The organism is Pyxidicoccus trucidator, assembly GCF_010894435.1.
GTDB classification, from domain to species: domain Bacteria; phylum Myxococcota; class Myxococcia; order Myxococcales; family Myxococcaceae; genus Myxococcus; species Myxococcus trucidator.
Genome location: NZ_JAAIXZ010000003.1, coordinates 220,253 through 240,602, shown reverse-complemented (window position 1 = coordinate 240,602; position 20,350 = coordinate 220,253). Strand labels below are relative to the sequence as shown.

The following is a 20,350-nucleotide window of genomic DNA, read 5'->3' as shown; positions in this document are numbered from 1 at the left end:
GCTCCCGGCGCCTGGCTGCCCTGGGACGGCCGACACGACTCCGAGGTGTCACCGCTACGCGCGGCGAGGCCTCAAGGAGCGAGTCCCTGAGCCTGACGGACTTCGTCCCAGAGCGCGGGGTGGCGCGCCTTGAGGTACGCGAGGATGGCGCCGATGGGCGTGCCCACGTTGACCCAGGCCGTCTTGCGCCCCTGGTACTCCACGTCGTCCACGTCCACGGAGGCGCGGTGGAGCGCGACGACGCGCCACGTGTCGTCGAGCACCGGAGAGCCCGAGGAGCCCTGCTCGGTGTCGGTGAAGTAGCGCAGCTCGGTGACGGCGACGTGGGTGACGAGGTTGTTACGGCAGGCCAGCATCTTCGGCCGGCCGCGCGGGTGCTGGATGATGTTGACCGGGGTGCGGTTCTCCACCGGCTCGGCGCGCAGGGGGAGGAACTTGCGCGCGGGCTGGAGCGCCGCGAGACGCAGCAGCGCGAAGTCGAGCGCGATGTCCACGGCCTCCAGCTTCGTCACCTTCGCCGCGTCCACGGGCGCGCTGGTGTGGTCGTAGTCGAACTCGAGCACCGTCCCGGCCTCGCTCGCCGTCCCACTCGCCTGGAGGTCCAGGTCGGAGCGCGGCGCATCCGGCTCTCCCGGCACGCGGGCGTTGAGGACATGGTGGTTGGTGAGCACCAGGTCCGGAGTCACCAGCCACGCGGTGCCCATGAACAGGTACGGCTCACCGCTGGCGAGCGCACGCTTCTTGCCCGAGTCGTAGCGGGGCACGAGGACGCGAGCGACACAGCGCCCCGCGTGCTGGCCTCCGAGGAGGAAGCCGAAGGGCAGCATGTCGTCCTCATGGACGATGCGCTCCTTCCGCATGAGCAGGCGCTGCCCAAAGGGGTCCGTCTGGACGATGTCTGCCTTCTTGCGCCGCAGCTCCGCCACTATGGCCGTGATTTCCGGATGGATGAGCAGCTCCTGCCGGTCCAGCAGCTTGAGCAGCAGCGGCACGGGTCCGCTGAGGCCGTCCTCGTCGCAGAAGCGGATGAGCTCTGAAATCTGCTGTCCCAGGGTGGGCATCAGCAGGAGCCTGTCGCGCACGCCATGGCCCATCCATGCGCTGATGGTGTTGAGCGGCTGGTCGCCAATCTGTTCCTGGATGCGCCGGTAGACGACATCCCGCTGCGTCGAGCTCAGGAGCGACATTCCGTCCCTTCCTCCCTACCTGCCGTCCGCCAGGTTCGCGGGCGCAGGCACCTGCCGCTCGAAGAGCGGCTCCAGCTTGCCATCCCTGGTCTTGAGTACAGTGAGCACCACCGGTTCCTTGCTCACGTCCACGGACTCGACCTCCAGCTTGAGCATCACCGCGCCGTCCTGCGCGGACAGCCCACGTGTCCAACCCAGCACCTGCGCGCCCTGCCGCACGTGCAGCTCCACGGGCTCGCGCGGCGGCATGGCCGAGCCCTGTGCCTCCAGCACCAGTCGCCCCTTCGGCGCGTAGGAGAAGGCGACCCCCAGCACGGGCTCCTCGCGCTTCTCGGGTGCGGTGGCGGCGACGCCGTTCAGCACCTGGGCGCCCACGCTCACCTCTGTATTGGGATTGCCCTGCTGGCTCGTGTACGTCGCCAGCTCCCACGGTCCACCGGCGGCCTCCAGCTTCGGCACCTCCAGCATGAGCTCACCGGAGCCATCCGCCTTGACGGCCTGCGCGCCCTCCACGAGCACCGTGTCAGATGCGTCCTTCTTGCGGACCCGCGCGCCGAAGACCTCCCCCGGTGTCATGTCGGTGGCCTTCATCACGACGCTGAGCTTCCCACTGGCGTCCCGCGTGTAGCTGGTCGTCAGGTGGCCCTCGGGCTTTGACGTGAACAGGGCGCCCAGCACGGGGGCCGCCCCCGCGAACGCGAGGGCCGCCGCGAAGAAACCGGAGGCGAACTTCAGCTGTGTACCGCGCTCCGTGGCTCGCTCCTCCAACGCCTTGCGCATGCTGCTCGGGCTGTCGGGGTTGAACGTCTTGAGGGCCGGCGTCTTCATGCGAGCGGCGGCGGCCATGCTGAGTCCCAGCAGGGCCAGCGCGATGGCGAAGAAGAGCTGCGACCACGCCTTCACCTCGTCGTGGACGGTGTACGCGTAGAAGCCCACCAGGGTGGTGAAGAAGGCGGTGCCTCCGAAGAGCCAGGTCCCGAAGGCCTCCAGGCGCTCGGCGGACTTCTGGGGCGCGAAGCTGGCCCGAAGCGTGTCGAGTTCCGCGGCCTCGGTGTCATGGATGGGCCGCCCTTTGACTTCCGCGTCCGCCTTCATGACGTCAAGCATCTGCCGCGTCTTGCAATGCGGGCAGAGCAGCTCGACATCGCGAACAGCGGGCTTCGCGGGCTCCGGGCTCAGCGCCTCCGCGAAGAAGCGGCTCTGATTGCCCTTCACCGCCTCGACCAGCGACGTCAGGTCCGGGCTCGGACAGGTGCTCGAGGATGCACACAGATACCTTGTCGTCATGTCAGGCCCCCCTGTTCAGCGCGACGTGCTCTCGGACAACGACGGACGCGAAGACTAGCACCCTTCCCACAGTGCCCATTCGAGCGCACGCGGGCGTGCCCTGTCAGCGAGTCCGCTCCACCTCTGCCAGCAGAGTCCAGTGTCCCGAAGGCGCCCTTGGGCTGTGTTCAGACGGGGTACATCGTTTTCTGGTTTTACAGACTGTAGGCTTCCATGACGGCGGGCGCGGGTGCTCGTCGGCGTCTCGGTCCAACAACGTCTGGAAGGAGTTCCCACATGAAGAATCGCAAGCAACTGATGACGACGGTGGTGATGGCGATGGTCGGTCTCACGGGAGGTCTGGCCCTGAGCACTGCCGGAGGCAACTCCCTCGCGGACCCCGCGTGCGTGCGCCAGTGCCGGCTGAACTGTGCCGCGCAATATGGGCAGGGCACCCCCGAGTTCCAGGAGTGTACGGCGATCTGTTTCGAGCTGTGTCAGTAGGCCGGGTGGCTTCAGCTCCCGTCTTCACCTGACACCGAGGGGGCGGCTCGACGCGGTTCGGGTCCGCCGCCCCCTCACGCCTGCGCCAGCTACGCCCACGACCGCGCATCCGCACAGAGGGCTCTCCCATGAAGGTCTGTGGAGTCGCTGCGCTGCTCATGCTCGCGACCGGCTGTGCAACGACGCGAGTCGTCAATCTCGATACCGGACAGGGGACTCCCCTCGTCTACACGCCGGTGGAGTCCGCGCCGGTCGAGCTTGACGAAGAGGCGTTCAAGAGCGCCGTCGCGCAGCTCGTGCTCGACCTGAAGTTGGAGGTCCTGCGCGAGGAGTCCTCGCGGGACGACCGGCTCTCGCTGCTCGCTTCCGCGAGTGGGCTCGTAGACGGCGCGCGGGGTCGCACGGTGCCTCCGTCGTATGCGCGGCTCTGCCAGCAGCAAGGCAATCCTGACGGGTGCATGAGCCTGCTCACAGGTGGCTTCACGCCAGGGCCGATGGAACGCCGCTTGATGGCGCTCTTCTTCGCCTTCGACACCGTCTGGGAAGGTGTTGAGGAGGCGGTACGCGACCTGACGAATCCAGCCGCCCTGCGGGCGATGATTGTCTCCATGGTCGGGACCGCGCTCATCATGCTTGTCGCGCCCGAGCCCATCACCAAGCTCATCGCGATTGGCCTCACGGCTTCACTGATTGCCTACCTCGGCACCGGCCCAGTGTGGAACCTGGGGCAGGCGTTCCTGCGGCTCATGGAGGAGACGGAGCACGCCCGCGGCATCTCCGAGCTTGAGGGCTCCGGCCGCCGTTTTGGGAGGGTGCTCGGGGACAACGGTGCTCGGGTTCTCGTCGTCGTCGCGTTGACGGCGCTGGGTGGTAGGAGCGCCATGGCCGCACAGGCGCCCAGACTGCCGGGTGCCGCGCAGGCCGCGCTGAGGGCAGGGACCGAGGGCGGCTTCACGCTATCGGCGGCCCTCTCGGGCGAGGTGCAGTCGATAGCCCTTCCCTCAGCGGCCGTGATGAACGTCGTCCTCGCGCCCACGGCCGTCGCCGCGGTGGCCATGGGCCGGGAAGCACGATTCAGGGCGACCCCGAGGGCGACATCCACCACATCTGCACGGACAAGAACGAGGTCTCTGAGCTATCGGGAGGACCTTGGACCCCACGCTTCGAGAGGATCTTCCGGCGGGCAGACATGAACCTGGGTGATGATGCGAACCTCGTGCGCATCAAGGGACACAAGGGGCCTCACTCGCGCGAGTACCACCAGGAGACTCTGGATCGAATCAATCGGGCAACGGATGGCTGCCGCGGCAAGGCAGACTGCCGAGCCGCACTGGTGAACGAACTGAATGCCATCGCGCGGGACCTGATGACGGCCGGAACCCGGCTGCGGAAGCTCGTCACCAAGAATCCCGAGGCCTGAGTCCATGAAACGCCGATACTTTCGCCTGGCCATCGATGAATACGTAAAGGGGCGGTGGTATCTCGACGAGCCGACCGACCTGGCCGGGCAGGAAATCGACGACATCTGGGCGTTCATCCAGGGCAGGCCGGTAGAGGCTCCCGGGGCGCTGCGCATTCCTCTTGCCCGACCCGGCAAGCCGCTCGCCTTCGACCTGACCACGGCTGCGATGAGCCCCGTCGTGAACACGCCGGTCGCAGCGGTGTTCCGCGAGCTGGCGCCCGAGGATGTCCAACTCTTCCCCGTCGAGGTCGAAACCCAGACCGAGCCGTACTACCTGCTGAACGTGGCCCGGACCGTGCGCTGCATCGACGAGCGTGCGTGCGCGGAGGTCCAGGTCTACACGGCGGCGGACGGGCGCCCCGACCGCATCGGGGAGTACCGCGCCGTCTCCGGCCTGCGCATCGACACGTCGAAGGTCGGTGACGAAAGGGTGTTCCGCCCGTGGGGCTGGCCCCCGCCCATCATCGTCGCAGGCGAGCTGAAGGAAGCCCTGGAACGTACCGGCATCCTGGGAGGCCGGTTCGACGAGGTCTGACGCCGCCGCCCCTGCTCACGCCCGGGCCAGCTGCTCCCGCACCAACGCCCGCAGCACATCCGCGGCCAGTGGCTTCAGCAGACACCGCCCGGGCGGCAAGCTCTCCAGGAACGCGCGGGCCTCCGGCGTGAACGCCCCGCCCGTGATGAACACCACGCGCTCCCGCTGGTCCGGAGCCACCTCGGCGAGCTGGTGGAAGAAGGCCTCGCCGCTCATCTCCGGCATCATCACATCGCACAGCATCAGGTCGAACCGCTCCCCTTGCGACAGGCGCTCCAGCGCCTCCTTCGCGCTCGACGTGCTCTCCGCCGAGTACTCCCCCGCCAGCAGCCGCGCCACGCCGCGCGCCACCAGCGGCTCGTCGTCCACCACCAGCAGCTTCGCCCGCCGCGTCGGTGGCGCCACCACCTCCACGGGACGCGCCGGCACCACCTCCAGCACCTCGGTCGCCGCCGGGAGCAGCACGCGGAAGCGCGTGCCCTTCCCCACCTGGCTCTCCACCTGGATGTCGCCCCCGAGCACGCTGACGATGCCGTGGCAGATGGACAGCCCCAGCCCCGTCCCCACCCCCACCGGCTTCGTCGTGAAGAAGGGGTCGAAGATGCGCTCCAGGTGCTCCGGCGCGATTCCGCTCCCCGTGTCCGACACCTCCACCACCGCGCGCCCGTTCGCGTCCGTGAAGGTGCGCAGGACAATCTCGTGCCGCTCCACCTGCCCGTCGGGAATCGACTGCGCGGCGTTCACCAGCAGGTTGAGGAACACCTGCCCCAGCCGCGCCTCGTTCGCCATCACCGGCGGCACCTCGCCCAGCTCCCGCCGCACCCGCGCCCGGTGGCGCACCTCGTTGAGGCAGATGGACAGCGCGCTCTCCAGCACCGGCCGCACGTCCAGCGGACGGTTGGACTCCTCGTCCCCGCGGCTGAAGGTCTTCAAGTCCCGGACGATGTGGCGCACCCGGCCCGCGCCCTCGCTCGCGTCGCGCAGCGCCTCGGCCAGCGACTCCAGCGTCGTCACCGGCACCGGCACCGTCTCGCCTCCGGACGCCTCCAGCAGCGGCTCCAGCCGCTCCAGCACGAACTGCTGGTTGCCGATGACGTAGGACAGCGGGTTGTTGATTTCGTGCGCCACGCCGGCCGCCAGCGTGCCCACACCGGACATCCGGTCCGACAGGCGCAGGCGCTCCTCCATGCGCCGCGACTCCGTCACGTCGCGCGCCAGCACCACGGACGCCATCCGGCCTCCGAAGCGCAGCATCACCCCGCTCACCTCGGCCAGCGCCACCGAGCCGTCCAGCCGCCGCACCCGCGACAGGCGCACCGGGAGCAGCTCGCCGCGCCGCAGTGCCGCCAGTCGCTCGTCCCACAGGGTGCGCTCGTCCTCCGGCACATGGACGGACATGTTCTGCCCCGCCAGGTCCTCGAAGCGCTCGTAGCCCAGCAGCTGGAGCGAGGTGTCGTTGGCGTACACGACGCGGTCGCCCTCGACGACGGTGATGGCGATGGGCAGCCGGTCGATGAGCCGCCGCAGGCTGCGCTCTCCCTCGGCGGACGTATCCAGCGCCTGCTGGAGCTCCGCGTTGGCGGTCGCCAGCTCCCGCGTGCGCTCCTCCACGCGCTGGCTCAACTCCTGCGCCCGCGCGCGCAGCCGGCCCACGCGCCAGCGGTACGTGCCCAGCCCTCCGCCCACCAGCGCCAGCCCCAGCGTGAAGTGGAAGCTCGACGCCTCGAAGAAGCGCGCGGGCCGGCGCAGCAGCACGCCCGTCTCCACCGGGCCCCAGCGCCCGTCGGCGGACTCCGCCCGGACGCGGAAGCGGTACTCCCCCGGCGGCAGGTTCGTGTAGGTCGCCTCGGGCACGCCCTCCTTCTCCCGCCACCCCTCGTCGTACCCCTCCAGCCAGTAGCGGTAGCGCACCTTCTCCGGCGCCACGAAGGTGAGCGCCACGAAGGACAGCTCCACGTCCACCACGCCCGGCGGCAGCCCATTCTCGATGGACACTGGCACATTGCGCGTCGTCACCTTCGTGATGTGCAGCGGCGGCGCGGTGCGCGAGCGCGGCTCCGCGGCGGCCGGAACCCGCACCGCGCCCATGACGGTGGCGAACCAGAGCTCCCCCATGTGGGTGCGGATGCTGGAGGCATTCGAGTAGCTGTTGCACTCGATGCTGCGCATGCCCTCCGAGCGCCCGTACAGCACCGCCGCCACCCGGGGCGACTGGCGGGAGAAGAACGCCGTCAGCTCGGACTTGGCCACGCGGTACAGGCCGCGGTTGCTGCCCATCCACAGGTGGCCCCGCCCGTCGTCCGCCACGGACAGCACGTTGTTGACGACCAGCCCGTCCCGCCCGCGCACCACCGCCACGCCCGACGCGTCCACCCGCGCCAGCCCGTCATCCGTGGCCGCCCACAGCACCTTCGGGTCCTGCGCGTCCAGCACCAGCCCGCTCACGTCCCGGCCCGCCAGCTCCTCCTCCGGGCCGCCCTGGCGCACGCCGGACTCGTCCAGGAAGTCCAACCCGGAGTTCGAGCCCAGCCACAGCCCTCCGCCGACCGCCTCGCGGATGTTGGTGATGTTGTCCCGGGACAGCCCGTCCTTCGTGGTGAAGACGCGCCACTGGCCGTCGCGCCGCCGGGCCAGTCCGGCGCGCGTGCCGAACCACAGGGAGCCCGCGCTGTCCTCATAGAGGGAGTAGACGATGTCGCTCGGCAGCCCGTCCTTCGTGGTGAGCAGCTCGAAGCGCCCCTCGTGGAAGCGCGCCGCGCCCACGCTGGTGGCCAGCCACAGCGCCCCCTCCCGGTCCTGGATGATGTCGAAGATGCGGCCCTGGGGGAGCCCCTCCGCGGCCGTATATAATGATGCGAGCTTCCCGTCCTTCCACCGGTGGAGCGCGCCGCCGGTGGTGCCAATCCACACGGCGCCCTCGCGGTCCTCGTAGACGCTCCAGATGAAGTCGTCGGTGAGGCCCTCGGGCTTGCCCACCACGTCCAGCTCGGCGCGGCGCAATTGGTGGAGGCTGGAGGAGAAGGTGCCCACCCACAGGCTGCCCTCGGTGTCCTCGAGGAAGGCCACGACGCCGGCATTGGAGGGGACGCCCTTCGCCTGCGTGTAGCGGTTGCGCTTCAGCCGCCCGAAGCCCGCCGTCTCCGTGCCCACCCACAACCCGCCGTGGCGGGCCATGCGCAGGGCGGAGATGCGGGAGGGGACGTCGGAGGGCGCCTGCTCGAAGCTCCCGGCGGGCGTGCGGTACCACAGCCCGTCCGAGTGTGTGCCCACCCACAACCCGCCGTCTCCGTCCACGGTGAGCGCCGTCACATGGTCCAGCGGGCCGGGGGGGGTGATGCGCTCGGCGTTGTCACCGCGCACGCGCCACAGCCCCGACGCGCGGGTGCCCACCCAGACGCCGCCCTCGGCGGGGGCGAGCGCGCTGACGTCCGCGGTGCCCAGCGCCGCCAGGAAGGTGAAGGTGGGGTTCGTCCCCAGGCGCGCGAGGCCGTGGTCCGTGCCCACCCACAGCGTCCCGTCCAGGGTGCGCTCCAGGACGCTGACCCGATCACCCCGCTGTCCGGGGAGGGTGGGCAGGTGGGTGATGGCGCCTTTGTGGATGCGCACCAGGCCACAGCCGGCGGTGCCCGCCCACACCGTGCCGTCCGGCGCGCTGGCCAGGGCCATGATTTCCTCGCACGGCATGCCGGCGGCCTGGTCCATCACCGTCCAGGTGCGTCCGTCGAAGAGGGCGAGGCCCTCCTGGGTGCCGACGAAGAGGTGGCCGTCGGCCCCCTGCGCGAGCGCCAGGGCGGAGCTCTGCGGCAGCCCGTCGTCCAGGCCCCACTGCCGGTGCAGCGCCCCGACAAGGGGCACGTCGGCCTCCTGGGCCCGGGACGGGAGCGCCCAGAGCGCCACGAGCATGGCGAGCGGCAGGACGTGACGGGTCGTCAGCATCGACCTGTGTTGCGCGGACAAAGAAGGGCCCTCGACGGGAGTGCGGCGGCGGAGCCTACTCCAATCGGGCGGCGCCTTCCTGCAACCGGCGGTGTTCCGGGCCGTGGCACGCCGCGCCAGGGCCCGACAACCCCGACTCCGTCTCCACCCGGGCCCCGGCGGGTGTTAAGAAGGGCCCCCCGCAAGGAGCGTCATGCCCGTCCTCGCCATCGGCAACATCGAGAAGGTCCGTGCGCTCGCGGCCAACGCCCGCCTGCTGCTGGTGGGCGGGGCGCGCGCCTCCACCGCCAGCCGCGTCACCGCGTACGAGCCGGGCTCCAGCAAGGTGCTGTGGACCACGGAATTGCCCTCCGCCGTGCTCGCCCTCTGCATCTCCGGCGAGCGCTGGGCCGCGGCCGGCGCCGACGGCACGCTGCACTTCGGCACCCTCTCCGACGGCAAGGCCGCCTTCCAGCTCCACGGCGCGCACCCCGGCGGCGTCACGGCGCTCGCCTCCAGCGCGGACGGCAAGCGGCTTTTCAGCGCGGGCGCGGATGGCATGGTGCGCGGCTGGGACTGGGAGTCCACCCGCAAGCTGCACGAGTGGAAGGCGTCGCCCCAGCCGCTGCGCGCGGTGGCGGTGGACTCCTCCGGTACGTACGTGGCCTGCGGCGGGGAGGACGGCGTGGTGCGCGCCTTCACCGTGGCCACCGGGGCCCGGCGCGACATGCCCGGCCACGAGGGCGCCGTGCGGGCGCTCACCTTCACCCCGCGTGACGGGCGCCTGGTGTCCGGCGGCGACGACGGGAAGCTGCGCATCTGGTACCTCGTCGGCGCGGTGGAGTTCGAGGTGCGCGGCGACAAGGACTCCGGCCATGCCGGCTCCGTGCTCGCCCTCCTCTTCCCGCCCACGCCCGCCACCGAGCCCGGGGGCGACGAGCCCGGCGACCGCGTCTGGTCCGCCGGCAGCGACGGCAAGGTGAAGGCGTGGCGCCTGGACGAGCGCCGCAAGCCGCGCACGCTGGACGTGGGCAGCAAGCCGGTGCATGCGCTCGCCTTCGTGCCGCCCGCCAACGCGCGGCAGGCGAAGCAGACGCTGGGCTCCGTCTTCGCGGCCGGCGAGGACCGCCGCACGCACCGCTTCGGCATCGCCCCGGACGGCAAGCCCTCGGACGACCACGACACCTTCCAGCACGGCTTCGACCTGCTGACCGAGTCCCTCAAGGCGGGCCGTCCCAAGCGCGAGTCCTCCGTGAAGGAGGCCGCCGCGCTGGAGGAGGTGGAGGCGCTGGACTTCGTCCTCCAGGTGCTGGCCTCGGACAAGGACGCAGAGGTGCGCCGGCTGGCCGCGCAGGAGCTGGCCGCGAAGGGCCGCACCGCCGCCCGTCCGAAGCTGCGCGAGCGCCTCAACGACGACCACCCCATGGTGCGCAAGGCCGCGCTGGAGGCCCTCGAGACGCTGGAGACCGAGTCGCCCCTGTCCGCGCCGCGCGCCGCGCTGGACTCGCGCTTCGCGGACATCCGCGTGGCGGGGCTGGAGCGCCTGGCGAAGCTGGGCGGCGTGTCTCCGCTGGTGCCGGGCCTCATCGCCGGGAAGCTGGCGGACACCGAGGCCGCCGTGGGGCTGGCCGCGCTGGACGCCCTCACCGAGGTGACGCCGGGCGGAAGCACCGAGCCCCTGCGCACCGCCTTCGAGCGCGGCCCCGCGCACCTCAAGGTGGAGGTGCTCATCCGCGCCGCCGGAGCCGGGCTGCTGGGCCACCCGCAGCTGCAGCCGCTGGCGGCACGCGCGCTGGACGACTCGGACGCCGACGTGCGCCGCGTGGCCTTCACCGTGCGCGTGCTGGAGCGCCGGGCCCTGGCCCACGCGCTGGAGTCGCGCGACGAGGACTTCGCCCGCGCCACCAAGGACGTGGCCCGCCGGCTGGCCCAGCGCGCGCGCCGCGCCCAGGGCGTCGCCGGCAACCCGCCCCTCACCGACGCGGAGGTGCAGGCCGCCCGCGACACGCTGCCCGCGCAGGGCGCCGTCGGGGGCGCACTGGCCGAGTCGGATTTGGAGCCCCTGCTGGCCGCCATGGCCTGCCGCACGCCGGACACGGCGGTGCGAGGCGCTCGGGGCCTGGCGCAGCTCGGAGACGGGCGTGCCCTGGGCGCGCTGCTCCAGCTCTCCCGCGAGCCGGACACCGCCATCCGCCGGCAGGCCGCCGCCTCGCTCCAGGCGCTCCAGGATGCCCGCGCCCGCGAGCGGCTGGTGTGGATGCTGGACGATGCGAACGCGGACGTGCGCGCCGCCGCGCTGGACGCAGTGGTGGCGCTGGACTCCGACGCGCCCCTCTCCGCCGCCGAGGCCGCGCTGCGCTCCGGGCACGAGGACGTGCGCGTGCGCGGCCTGGACCGGCTGGTGAAGCTGGGCACGGCGACGCAGGGCGCGGAGCCGCTGCTCGGAGACGCGCTGGAGGACGAGTCCTCCAAGGTGCGCAGCGAGGCCTTCCGCACGCTGTGGGCGTGGAACGAGAAGCAGCCCGAGAAGGCGCTGGACCGCGCGCTGTCCGGCCGCTTCCCTGACCTGCGTACCCGCGCGGTGGAGGTGCTCTCCCAGCGCGGCACCGAGGGCTGGGCGCAGGAGCGGCTGAAGAAGACGGTGGAGGACCGCGACACGGGCGTGGCCATGGCCGCGTACGAGGCGTGGGTGAAGCTGGTGGGCAAGGAGAAGCCGGAGCCGCACCTGGCGGCGCTCGCCTCCACGCACGCCGCGCTGCGAATCGCGGGGGCGGAGCGCTCCATCCACGCGCCCGTGGAGACGCTGCGCTCGCCGCTGCTGAAGCTCGTGCAGGACGAGGATATCCACGTCGCCGTCGCCGCGCTGGAGGCGCTCGACGAGCTGGTGCCGAAGGAGAATGGGCCCCTGCTGGCGGGCATCGCCTCGGCCTCGCTGCACGTGCGCGTGCGCGCCGCGGAGCTGCTGGCCCCGCGCGGCGCCGAGGACATCATCGAGCCGATGCGGCTCCTGATTACCGACAAGGACCTGGAGCGCCTCTACCCGCCCGCGTTCCTCAACCCGCTGCGCATCCGCGCCTCGCGCGCGCTGGCCTCGCTGGGCTCGCGGCGGCTGCTGAACTTCTTCGCCACCGTGCTGGTGCCGCATGAGTTGAGCGAAATCCAGGAGCAGGGCGGTCGCGGCCTCGCGACGGCCAGCCGCCGGGGTGACGAGGGCTACCTGCTGGACGCGCTGGGCCACGCCAACGTGGCGGTGCGCTCGTGGGCCGCGGACGGCCTGTCCCGCCTGGGTGACACGCGCGCGCTGCCGGTGCTCACCGGCAACCTGCGCAACGACCACCTGCCCATCCGCCTTGGCGCCATCCTCTCCTTCGCGGCCCTGGGTCCGGAGGGGGACGGCGGCCTGCTGCACGGCCTGGAGGACCGCGCCGCCGAGGTGCAGGAGATGGTGTTCGCCATCGTCCTCGCCCGTGACTTGCGCGCCAACCGCCGGGGCGAGCCGCCCGATTTGCTCACCAGCGCCCTCTCCAGCGGAAGGCCAGAGGTGCGCTACGCCGCCGCTCGCGCACTGGAGCTGCGCACGGAGCAGGACGCATCGCGCGCCCAACTGGTGGAGGGCCTGCTGCCGCCCCGCCCGGAGAAGGCCGGCGACATGAAGGAGTGGCCCTCCGAGGAGGACCGCTCGAAGCGCATGGTGGGGCTCGCCGAGGCCCTCTCCAGCGACCAGCCCGAGCAGCGCTACGCGGCGGCCCAGGTGCTGCTGCTGCGCAACAAGCCGCTCGACTACTTCCGCGAGGCCCAGAAGGTGGCCCGCCCGCGCACGCTGGAGGCCCCGTGGAAGCCGGAGACGGCGCCCACCGTGTCGCCCGTGCAGGCCACGCCCGCGAAGAGCTGGCTGCGCCGCCTCTTCTCCGCCGTGAAGCCGGGCGTACCGGAGACCTCGCCCGAGGCCGCCGCCAGCGCCGAGCGTCAGCACCTGCGCCGCCTGGCCTTCGGCGCCTACGTGGGCCTGCTGCGGCAGGTGTCCGCGGGCGACGACGAGGGCCACCGGGTGCGCCGCGACGCGGTGGACCGCGTGGTGAAGCTGACGCAGGAGGGCTACGCCGGCACGCCCGCCGCCGTGGCCGCCCTGCTGCGCGCCCTGGAGGACCCGCACCAGCTCGTCCGCAAGGCGGCGCTGGCCGGACTCAAGGAGCTGTTCCCCTCGGGCAGCGACGAGCCGCTGGCGCTCGCCCTGGCCTCGCTGGCTCCGGACGTGGCCCGCGCCGCGCTGGACGAGCTGGCCGCGCGGGGCGACGTCGCGAAGCCGCGCATCGCCGCCGCGCTCAACTCGCCGCTGGCGGACGTGCGCCGCTACGCCTTCGAGCTGCTGGAGAAGCTCAGCCCGCCCGGCAGCCTGGAGCCGCTGCTGGCCGCGCTGGGCAGCGAGCACGCCGACCTGCGCGTGGGCGTGATTGAGCGGCTGGCCGGCGCCAACGACTCGCGCGTCACCGAGGCGCTGGGCCGGGCCATGGCCAGCGAGCACGAAGATTTGCGCATGCGCGCCTCGGAGCTGCTGGCGTGGCGCGGGGATGACCGCGCGGTGGAGGTGCTCGCCGCCTTCCTGCGCTCGGAGAACGTGGCCGCCTCGAAGCGCGCGGTGGAGGCCCTGGGCCGGCTGGCCACGCCCGCCGCCGTGGGCGCGCTGGCCGCGCGGCTCCAGGCGGCGGCGGATGGCAACGAGCGGCAGCGGCTGGTGGTGGCGCTCGGCAACACGCGCCGCCCGGAGGCCCTGGACGTGCTGGCCCGCCGGTGCCTGGAGGACGAGTCCTCCGCCGTGCGCACCCTCTGCGTCACCGCCGCCATGAGCGTGGCCGGCGTGGACGTGAAGAAGCGCGACGCGGCGCTGGCCGTGCGCTTCCTGCGGCACGCGGTGAAGAGCCAGGACGTGCTGGTGCGGCAGGCCGCCGTGCGCGAGCTGGAGCACGGCGCCGAGGCCGGCCAGTCCGAGGTGCTGGTGGGCCTCTTCGCGGACCGCGACGTCACGGTGCGCGCGGACGCGGTGGAGCGCTATGCGAAGCGCGTCCTCGAGCACGGCGCCGACGTGGAGCCGCTGGAGGAGGTGCTGCGCGCTGGCGCTCGCGAGCTGATGCTCCCGGCCGCCGAGGGCGTGGCACACAAGGGCCGGGCCAGCGCGCTGCGGCCCCTGCTGCTGTACGCTCGCGCGGGCGAGGACGGGCAGCGCGAGCGCGCCCTGCTGGCCCTGGGCACCCTGGGCGACGCGCGCGCCCTGTCGGAGCTGGAGACTGTCGCCGCGGGTGGCACGCCGGAAGCTCCGACGGAGCCGTCGATGGTGGCCGCCGCCATCGAGGGCCTGGGCCGCCTCGCCGCGAAGCTGCCGGACGGAGAGGACCGTCGCCGCGTCGAGGAGAAGGTGGAGACCGCCGCGGTGGACGGCGCCAGCCTGGACCTGCAGCAGGCCGGCATGCGCGGCCTGCGCGCCATTGGCGGAGAGCGCGCCCGCGTGAAGCTGGAAGCGCTGCTCACCGACCCGGAAACGGACCTGGACGTGCGCACCACGGCGGCGCAGGAGCTGGCGAAGCTGAAGGACACCGAGGCCGAGGCCGCCCTCGCCGCCGCGCTGGACGACGAAGAGGAGGAGGTGCGCCAGGAGGCGCGCAAGGCGCTGGACGTGCTCTTCCCGAAGGAGCGCACGCGGGTGGAGTTCCTCGCGGTGGCCAGCCAGCACGAGGACATCTCCGAGCCCGCCGCCGCGTACCTCTCCGACGAGGGAGACCCCGCGCTGCTGGTGCCTCGACTGGCCACGCTGTCCAACGTGGCGCTGCGCCTGCGGCTGCGGCGGGGACTCGCGAGGCGGGGCGCCCTGCCCGTCCCCGAGGTGGTGGCGCTGCTCGGCAACGACAAGCCGGAGGCCCGCGAAGAGGCCGCGTCCCTGGTGGGCACGTGGACGGGCGAGGCGCGCGAGCCGGGCACGGTGGACGTAGCCGCGCTGTCCCGCGCGTTGGTGACGGCCGAGCGCCGCACCGCTACTGAGTGGTCCGCGACGTCCGCTCCGAAGCGCACCGCGCTGACCGCCGCGTGGGAGCGACTGCTGTGGGCCGGCTCGCGGCTCGGAGCCGCCGCCCTGTTCGACTCCGCGCGCGCCATCCTCCAAGGTGGCGAGGCCGGAGCCCCCGCCCGGGTCCGCCAGGAGGCCGCGCGCGTCCTGGGCCGGCTGGGTACGGTGGACGGCACGCTCCAACTGAAGGGCGCGAAGCAGGCCTCCGTCCTCTCCGACAAAGAGCGCACGGCGGCGGCGGAGACGCTCCGCGCGTCGCTGGCTGACCCGGATGCCCGGGTGCGCGCGGCGGCAGCGGATGCGCTGGCGAAGCTCGCCCCCGAGCGTGCTTCGGCCTGGGCACTGGAGGTGAAGCCCTTCGACCCGGTGGCCCTCGGCCCCACGGGCGGGAAGACGGCGCCGGACGCGCTCACCACCTCCGAGGGCCGCCGCCTCGCGGTCCCCACGCTGCTGGGCGCGAAGGCCGAGGAGCCGCTGCTGGCCCTGGCCCGGAGCGCGAAGCCCGACACGAAGCAGGACGCCTGGTCCGCGCTGAGCCGGCTGGGCGGAGACGCCGCGGCGAAGCTGCTGCATGACGCCGCCTTCGACAACTCGCAATCCGTGGAGCTGCGCAAAGCCGCCTGGCGTGCCCACAAACGTGCACGTCGCGCCGCCGAGCGCGCCCGGAACCGGAAGGAAGGGACCCCGTCGTGACGACCGCCACACGTCACCCCGTCGAGCTGCGCTACGCCACCGCGAGCGACGTCGAGGCCGCGCCGGACGCCTCGCGCGTGCTGCTGGCCCTGGAGGGCTCTCGCGGCACCGTGGGCGTACGCGGCCGTGTGCGCGACGCCGCGCTGTTCCGCGACGCGCTCGCCGCCACCTTCGGCATCCTCTCCTCGGACTTGCGCTACCGGGGCAAGGACCGCACCGCGTACCTCGCGTATCTGATGAAGCAGGGGAAGCGGGCCAGCGCGCTCATCTGGGAGGCGCAGAAGGCCTTCCTCGACAACGCGCTGGAGGGTGAGGAGAAGAAGGACGCGGTGCTGGACCCCGTCCTCACCGTGGACCCGGACAGCGTGTCCCTGGAGGTCTTCTCCCGCGACGAGAGCGCCTACGCGCGCCTGTCCTTCGACAACGCCCTCTTCGAGGGCCGCGAGGCCGCGCACGGCTCCACCTTCCTGGACGTGCCCCCGGATTTGCCCGCCCGAGTGGACAGGCTGCGCACCTATGTGCCGGTGTCGCTGGAGGCCCACGTGGCCCTGCCCGCGCGCCCCGCGCAGCCCGCCCGTGAGCCGCGCAACGTGGAGGTGCCCCACGCCTGGCTGCGCGGGTTCCTCCAGGTGCAGTCCGCCGCCACGCTGCCGGCGACCACCTGCCGGCTGGCGCCCATCGACCTCTACAACCTCCTCTTCGCGCTGCGCACGCGCAAGGCGAAGAAGGCCCCGCGCGCGCTGCGCTTCGAGCTGGTCCCCGGCGCCCCGCCCCGGCTGGTGCTGGAGCCCTGGGAGCTGGTGCTGGAAGCCCACGGCGGCACGTACACGGGCAGCGCCCCCGCGGTGGTGCGCACCTTCGGCCGCCAGCGCCTCGCCGCGCTCGCGCGCCTGCTGCCCCACGCGCACTCGGTGCGGGTGCAGCTGCTGGGCCCCGGCCTGCCGGTGTTCTGGGTCATCGACATGGGCGCGGCCACGCTGACCCTGGGCCTCACGGGCTGGACGGAGAGCGGCTGGTCCTCGGCCGCCGCCTTCGACGCCCTCATGCCCCGCGCGGTGCCGGACGGGCTGGCGGAGAAGCTCCGCACCCGCCTGCGCGCGGAAGGGCCCCTCCCCTTCGAGACGCTCGTCGCCAGCGCGGGGGTTCCGAAGGAGTCCGTGCGCGCGGCGCTCCAGCTGGAGTGCCTGCGCGGGCGCGTCCTCTTCGACGTGGCCCGGGGCGAGTACCGTCCCCGCGAGCTGATGGCCACGCCGGTGGACGAGGCCGTCATCCGCTACGGCAGCGAGCGCGAGGCCCGGGCCCACCGCCTGCTCGGCGACGGCAGCCCCGGCGCGGGCGAGGTGAAGCTGACCAAGGTGCACGAGGTGGTGGGCGAGGGCACCCGCATCCACGGAGAGGTGGTGGACCGCGAGGCGGTGCGCAGCTTCTTCCCCAGCTTCATGCTGGACGTGGAGGGGCGCCTGCGCGAGGCCAACTGCGGTTGCCCACACCACCGCCGCTCCGGAGTGCGCGAAGGCCCCTGCGAGCACCTGCTGGCGCTGCGCCTGGCGTACTCGCGCCGCCGCGCGGAGGAGGAAGCGCTGCGTCAGACGCCGGAAGGGCGCAAGCTCATCCGTGCCGAGACGCGCTCCTACGTGCGCCGGGACGCGGAGAGCGGCCTGGAGACAGTGTACCGCGTGTCGCTGGACGGGCAGGTGGTGGCGGTGGAGTGGGGTCCGCGCACGGGCGAGGCGCGTCACCAGCGGCTCTGGTTCGACTCGGATGCGGAGGCGCGCGGGGCATATTTCACGCGCCTGGAGAAGTTGGCGGCTGAAGGCTACATCGACGCGGCCTCGGCCTTGGTGTAAACCCCTCACTCACTGCCCGGCCGCCTCAGCGGCGGCCGGCGGGACGGGAGCGACGGAACGACGACGAGATGCGCTTCACGCGCGAGCAGCCGAGAGAGGTCTGGAGTGCATCAGCCTGAGCGCCTCGAGCGCGGGAGCGGTGTTGCGCCGCTCCGGTTGGAATGCAGGACACTCTCCGCAAGGTAGCCTGTTCTTGGCTCTCTCCCTCCTAGGCACTGCGCCCGGGGTGGGTAGCTGAGCCAACGACGCGAACGCCGTTTACCCACCCCGGGCGCAGTGCCTAGGAGGGGAGAGCCGGTGAGGCTACCGTGCCCCAGGTAAGATGGTGGTGCTTTCCCGGCCTCCCTCGACTGCTCGCGCCACGTCCCGTCCGATGCCGCCGCGCCCGCCCAAGGTGCTGACATGACCGCCAGGCTGGAGTCGTTCGTCCCCGCAGCTTCGCCGCAGGCCGTCCCCACCCCCGCCCCTTCCGCGCCCGCCGCCAACGTCGTCTCCCAGCGAGAGGCCCGGCGCGCCGCCCACGACGCGCTCCTCCTCCGCGCGAAGGCGATTGACGACGCTGGTGGCGTCGACTCCTGGGTGCAGGGGCAGCTCGTCTCCCGCGGCCTCGCCGTGGGGGACATCGACTTCTCCAAGGCCTCCGAGAAGGAGAAGACGGCCTGGAAGGAGAAGAAGAAGGCCGAGGCCACCGAGCGCCGAGCGCTGGAGCGCCAGGCCCACGAAGCCTGGAAGGCCACGCACGTGGGCCACCTGGGCGCGGGCGTCCACTGGGAGGAGGACGCGGGCGCCGACAAGTTCGACGTCGCGAACCGCGAGGAGCGCGCGAAGACGAACGGCCTGCCGGAGCTGGACTCGGCGGAGGCGCTGGCGAAGGCGCTGGGGCTGAGCGTGTCCAAGCTGCGCTGGTTCGCGTTCCACCGCGAGGTGGACACGGGCACGCACTACACCAGCTGGAAGATTCCGAAGCGCGACGGCAGCTCGCGCACGATTACGTCGCCCAAGCCCGAGCTGAAGGAAGCGCAGCGCTGGGTGCTGTCCAACGTCGTCGAGCGGCTGCCGGTGCACGGCGCGGCGCACGGCTTCGTGGCGGGGCGCTCCATCCTCACCAACGCGCTGGCCCACCAGGGCGCGGACGTGGTGGTGAAGGTGGACCTGAAGGACTTCTTCCCCTCCGTAACGTGGCGGCGGGTGAAGGGGCTGCTGCGCAAGGGCGGGCTGCCGGAGAACACCTCCACGCTGCTGTCGCTGATGGCGACGGAAGCGCCGCGCGAGGCGGTGCAGTTCCGGGGCAAGCTGCTGCACGTGGCGAAGGGCCCGCGCGCGCTGCCGCAGGGCGCGCCCACGTCGCCGGGCATCACGAATGCGCTGTGCCTGCGCCTGGACAAGCGGCTGTCGGCGCTCGCGAAGCGGCTGGGCTTCACGTACACGCGCTACGCGGACGACCTGACCTTCTCCTGGACGAAGGCGAAGCAGCCCAAGGCGAAGCGCTCGCTGCGCCCGCCGGTCTCGGTGCTGCTGTCGCGGGTGCAGGAGATTGTGGAGGGCGAGGGCTTCCGCGTGCACCCGGACAAGACGCGGGTGGCGCGCAAGGGCACGCGGCAGCGGGTGACGGGGCTGGTGGTGAACGAGGCGAAGGAAGGCCAGCCCGCGGCGCGAGTGCCGCGAGACGTGGTGCGCCGCCTGCGAGCCGCCATCCACAACCGCGAGAAGGGCAAGCCGGCCCGCGAGGGCGAGTCCCTGGAGCAGCTCAAGGGCATGGCCGCCTTCATCCACATGACGGACCCGGCGAAGGGCCGCGCCTTCCTGGCCCAGCTCGCGAAGCTGGAGGCGAAGGAGCAGTCCCCGGCGGCGTGAGCACACGCCCATGACTGGTGCTGCGCGCCTCCGCGGCCGAAGTGCACGAGGCGACGCTCAGGGCCCAGACTCTACCGGAGCCGAAGGCCGTTCCCCCGCCCCGCTCCCGGAAGGCGCCTCGCCGCTGACCGTCCCACCCCGCAGCAGCGCCCCATCCAGGAACTCGCGCAGCCGGCGCGGATACTCCTCGGGCGCCGTCGCGGCGAAGTCCCCGTGCCCCGCGCCCTGAATCCGCCACGTCTGCGCGTACTCGCGCACCTTGGCGAACAGCGCATCCGCGAGCGGCTGTCCCGACTCCTCCGTCCCCATGACGATGAGCAGCGGCCTCGGCCGGATGCGCTCCACCGCCTCAATCGTCCGCACCTCCTCAATGGCAATCCCGCGCCGCCAGAACGGCACCAGCGCCCCGGACTGCGACACGAAACCGAAGCGCCGGAAGTCATACGCCGCCGCCAGCCACAGCGTGTTGAACGGGGACAGCAGCACCACCGCGCGAACGCCGGAGTCCTTCGCCGCCACCTCCGCCACCGCCGCGGAGCCAATCGAGAAGCCGAGCGCCCCCACCCTCTCCGGGTCCACGTCCGGCTGCGCCCGCACGAAGTCCAGCGCGGCCCGCACGTCCAGCCGCTCCTTGTCCCCCCACGTGGACGTCGCACCCTCGCTCTCCCCATGCGCGCGCAAGTCGAAGAGCAGCACCCCATACCCGGCGTCCCGCAGAATCCGCGCCTCCGGCAACAGGTCCGCGCGCGTCTGGGACAGCCCATGCGCCATCACCACCGCGGCCCGGTTGCGTGACGGCACGTACCAACCGCGCAGCGCCAGCCCATCCGTGGTCAGCAGCGTCGCGTCCCGAGCCTCCGCGAAGTCCGCCGGCTTCACGGCCTCGGGCTTCGGGTAGTGGAAGTACGCCTCCGAGTGCCGCAGCGCCCGTCCGAACACGGCCAGGGCCGCGAGCAGCCCCAGCGCCAGCACGCCACCGAGCAGCCACCGCCACTTCATGTCCGCCTGTCCTCCTCGAAGCGGCGCCCGGCC

Annotated in this window: 9 protein-coding genes and 1 pseudogene; 6 read left to right on the top strand and 4 right to left on the bottom strand. The window is 72.4% G+C overall.

Translation table 11 applies throughout. The features are described from left to right. Window positions 1-71 precede the first annotated feature (71 nt). Together G4D85_RS11005 and G4D85_RS11000 are read right to left on the bottom strand one after the other, a co-directional pair. Window positions 72-1,187, bottom strand: coding sequence for a trypsin-like serine peptidase (locus G4D85_RS11005; RefSeq protein ID WP_164010923.1), 1,116 nt, complete (start codon window positions 1,185-1,187; stop codon window positions 72-74). A gap of 15 nt (window positions 1,188-1,202) precedes the next feature. Further along, complete coding sequence (locus G4D85_RS11000) at window positions 1,203-2,474, bottom strand: hypothetical protein (RefSeq protein WP_164010922.1); 1,272 nt, start codon at window positions 2,472-2,474, stop codon at window positions 1,203-1,205. 276 nt (window positions 2,475-2,750) lie between these two features. Here G4D85_RS11000 and G4D85_RS10995 point away from each other — a divergent pair, with 276 nt between their 5' ends. The 3 genes and pseudogenes from G4D85_RS10995 to G4D85_RS10985 all read left to right on the top strand — a co-directional run bounded on the left by G4D85_RS10995 (window position 2,751) and on the right by G4D85_RS10985 (window position 4,954). After that, window positions 2,751-2,957 carry a hypothetical protein gene (locus G4D85_RS10995; protein WP_164010921.1) on the top strand — a complete coding sequence of 69 codons (207 nt, stop codon included), beginning with the start codon at window positions 2,751-2,753 and terminating at the stop codon, window positions 2,955-2,957. A 128-nt stretch (window positions 2,958-3,085) separates the two neighbouring features. Then, window positions 3,086-4,377: pseudogene (locus G4D85_RS10990) on the top strand (AHH domain-containing protein). A gap of 4 nt (window positions 4,378-4,381) precedes the next feature. After that, window positions 4,382-4,954, top strand: coding sequence for an imm11 family protein (locus G4D85_RS10985; protein WP_164010920.1), 573 nt, complete (start codon window positions 4,382-4,384; stop codon window positions 4,952-4,954). A 15-nt stretch (window positions 4,955-4,969) separates the two neighbouring features. Here the strand turns inward: G4D85_RS10985 and G4D85_RS10980 are convergent, their stop codons facing one another. After that, the gene (locus tag G4D85_RS10980) at window positions 4,970-8,890 is read right to left on the bottom strand and encodes a hybrid sensor histidine kinase/response regulator (RefSeq protein ID WP_164010919.1); all 3,921 of its coding nucleotides are present in this window, start codon (window positions 8,888-8,890) and stop codon (window positions 4,970-4,972) included. Between the two features lie 193 nt (window positions 8,891-9,083). On the opposite strand from G4D85_RS10980, the gene G4D85_RS10975 reads away from it, so the two are divergent. From G4D85_RS10975 to G4D85_RS10965, 3 genes are all read left to right on the top strand, one after another. Further along, window positions 9,084-15,617, top strand: coding sequence for a HEAT repeat domain-containing protein (locus G4D85_RS10975; protein WP_164010917.1), 6,534 nt, complete (start codon window positions 9,084-9,086; stop codon window positions 15,615-15,617). Then, the gene (locus G4D85_RS10970) at window positions 15,614-17,464 is read left to right on the top strand and encodes an SWIM zinc finger family protein (protein WP_164010915.1); all 1,851 of its coding nucleotides are present in this window, start codon (window positions 15,614-15,616) and stop codon (window positions 17,462-17,464) included. Before G4D85_RS10975 ends, G4D85_RS10970 begins: the two co-directional genes overlap by 4 nt. Before the next feature lie 402 nt (window positions 17,465-17,866). Beyond that, window positions 17,867-19,318: a reverse transcriptase family protein gene (locus G4D85_RS10965; protein ID WP_164010913.1), complete on the top strand. Its 1,452-nt coding sequence runs from the start codon at window positions 17,867-17,869 to the stop codon at window positions 19,316-19,318. A 57-nt stretch (window positions 19,319-19,375) separates the two neighbouring features. Here G4D85_RS10965 and G4D85_RS10960 read toward each other — a convergent pair whose 3' ends face one another. Further along, a complete protein-coding gene (locus tag G4D85_RS10960) occupies window positions 19,376-20,317 on the bottom strand; it encodes an alpha/beta hydrolase (RefSeq protein WP_164010911.1) in 942 nt (313 codons plus the stop codon). Between the last annotated feature and the right edge of the window lie 33 nt (window positions 20,318-20,350).

What these genes read in the sequence shown, in the direction of transcription:
- G4D85_RS11005 (WP_164010923.1), bottom strand. Translation starts at nt 1,187, where the DNA reads ATGTCGCTCCTGAGCTCGACGCAGCGGGATGTCGTCTACCGGCGCATC.
- G4D85_RS11000 (WP_164010922.1), bottom strand. Translation starts at nt 2,474, where the DNA reads ATGACGACAAGGTATCTGTGTGCATCCTCGAGCACCTGTCCGAGCCCG.
- G4D85_RS10995 (WP_164010921.1), top strand. Translation starts at nt 2,751, where the DNA reads ATGAAGAATCGCAAGCAACTGATGACGACGGTGGTGATGGCGATGGTC.
- G4D85_RS10985 (WP_164010920.1), top strand. Translation starts at nt 4,382, where the DNA reads ATGAAACGCCGATACTTTCGCCTGGCCATCGATGAATACGTAAAGGGG.
- G4D85_RS10980 (WP_164010919.1), bottom strand. Translation starts at nt 8,890, where the DNA reads ATGCTGACGACCCGTCACGTCCTGCCGCTCGCCATGCTCGTGGCGCTC.
- G4D85_RS10975 (WP_164010917.1), top strand. Translation starts at nt 9,084, where the DNA reads ATGCCCGTCCTCGCCATCGGCAACATCGAGAAGGTCCGTGCGCTCGCG.
- G4D85_RS10965 (WP_164010913.1), top strand. Translation starts at nt 17,867, where the DNA reads ATGACCGCCAGGCTGGAGTCGTTCGTCCCCGCAGCTTCGCCGCAGGCC.
- G4D85_RS10960 (WP_164010911.1), bottom strand. Translation starts at nt 20,317, where the DNA reads ATGAAGTGGCGGTGGCTGCTCGGTGGCGTGCTGGCGCTGGGGCTGCTC.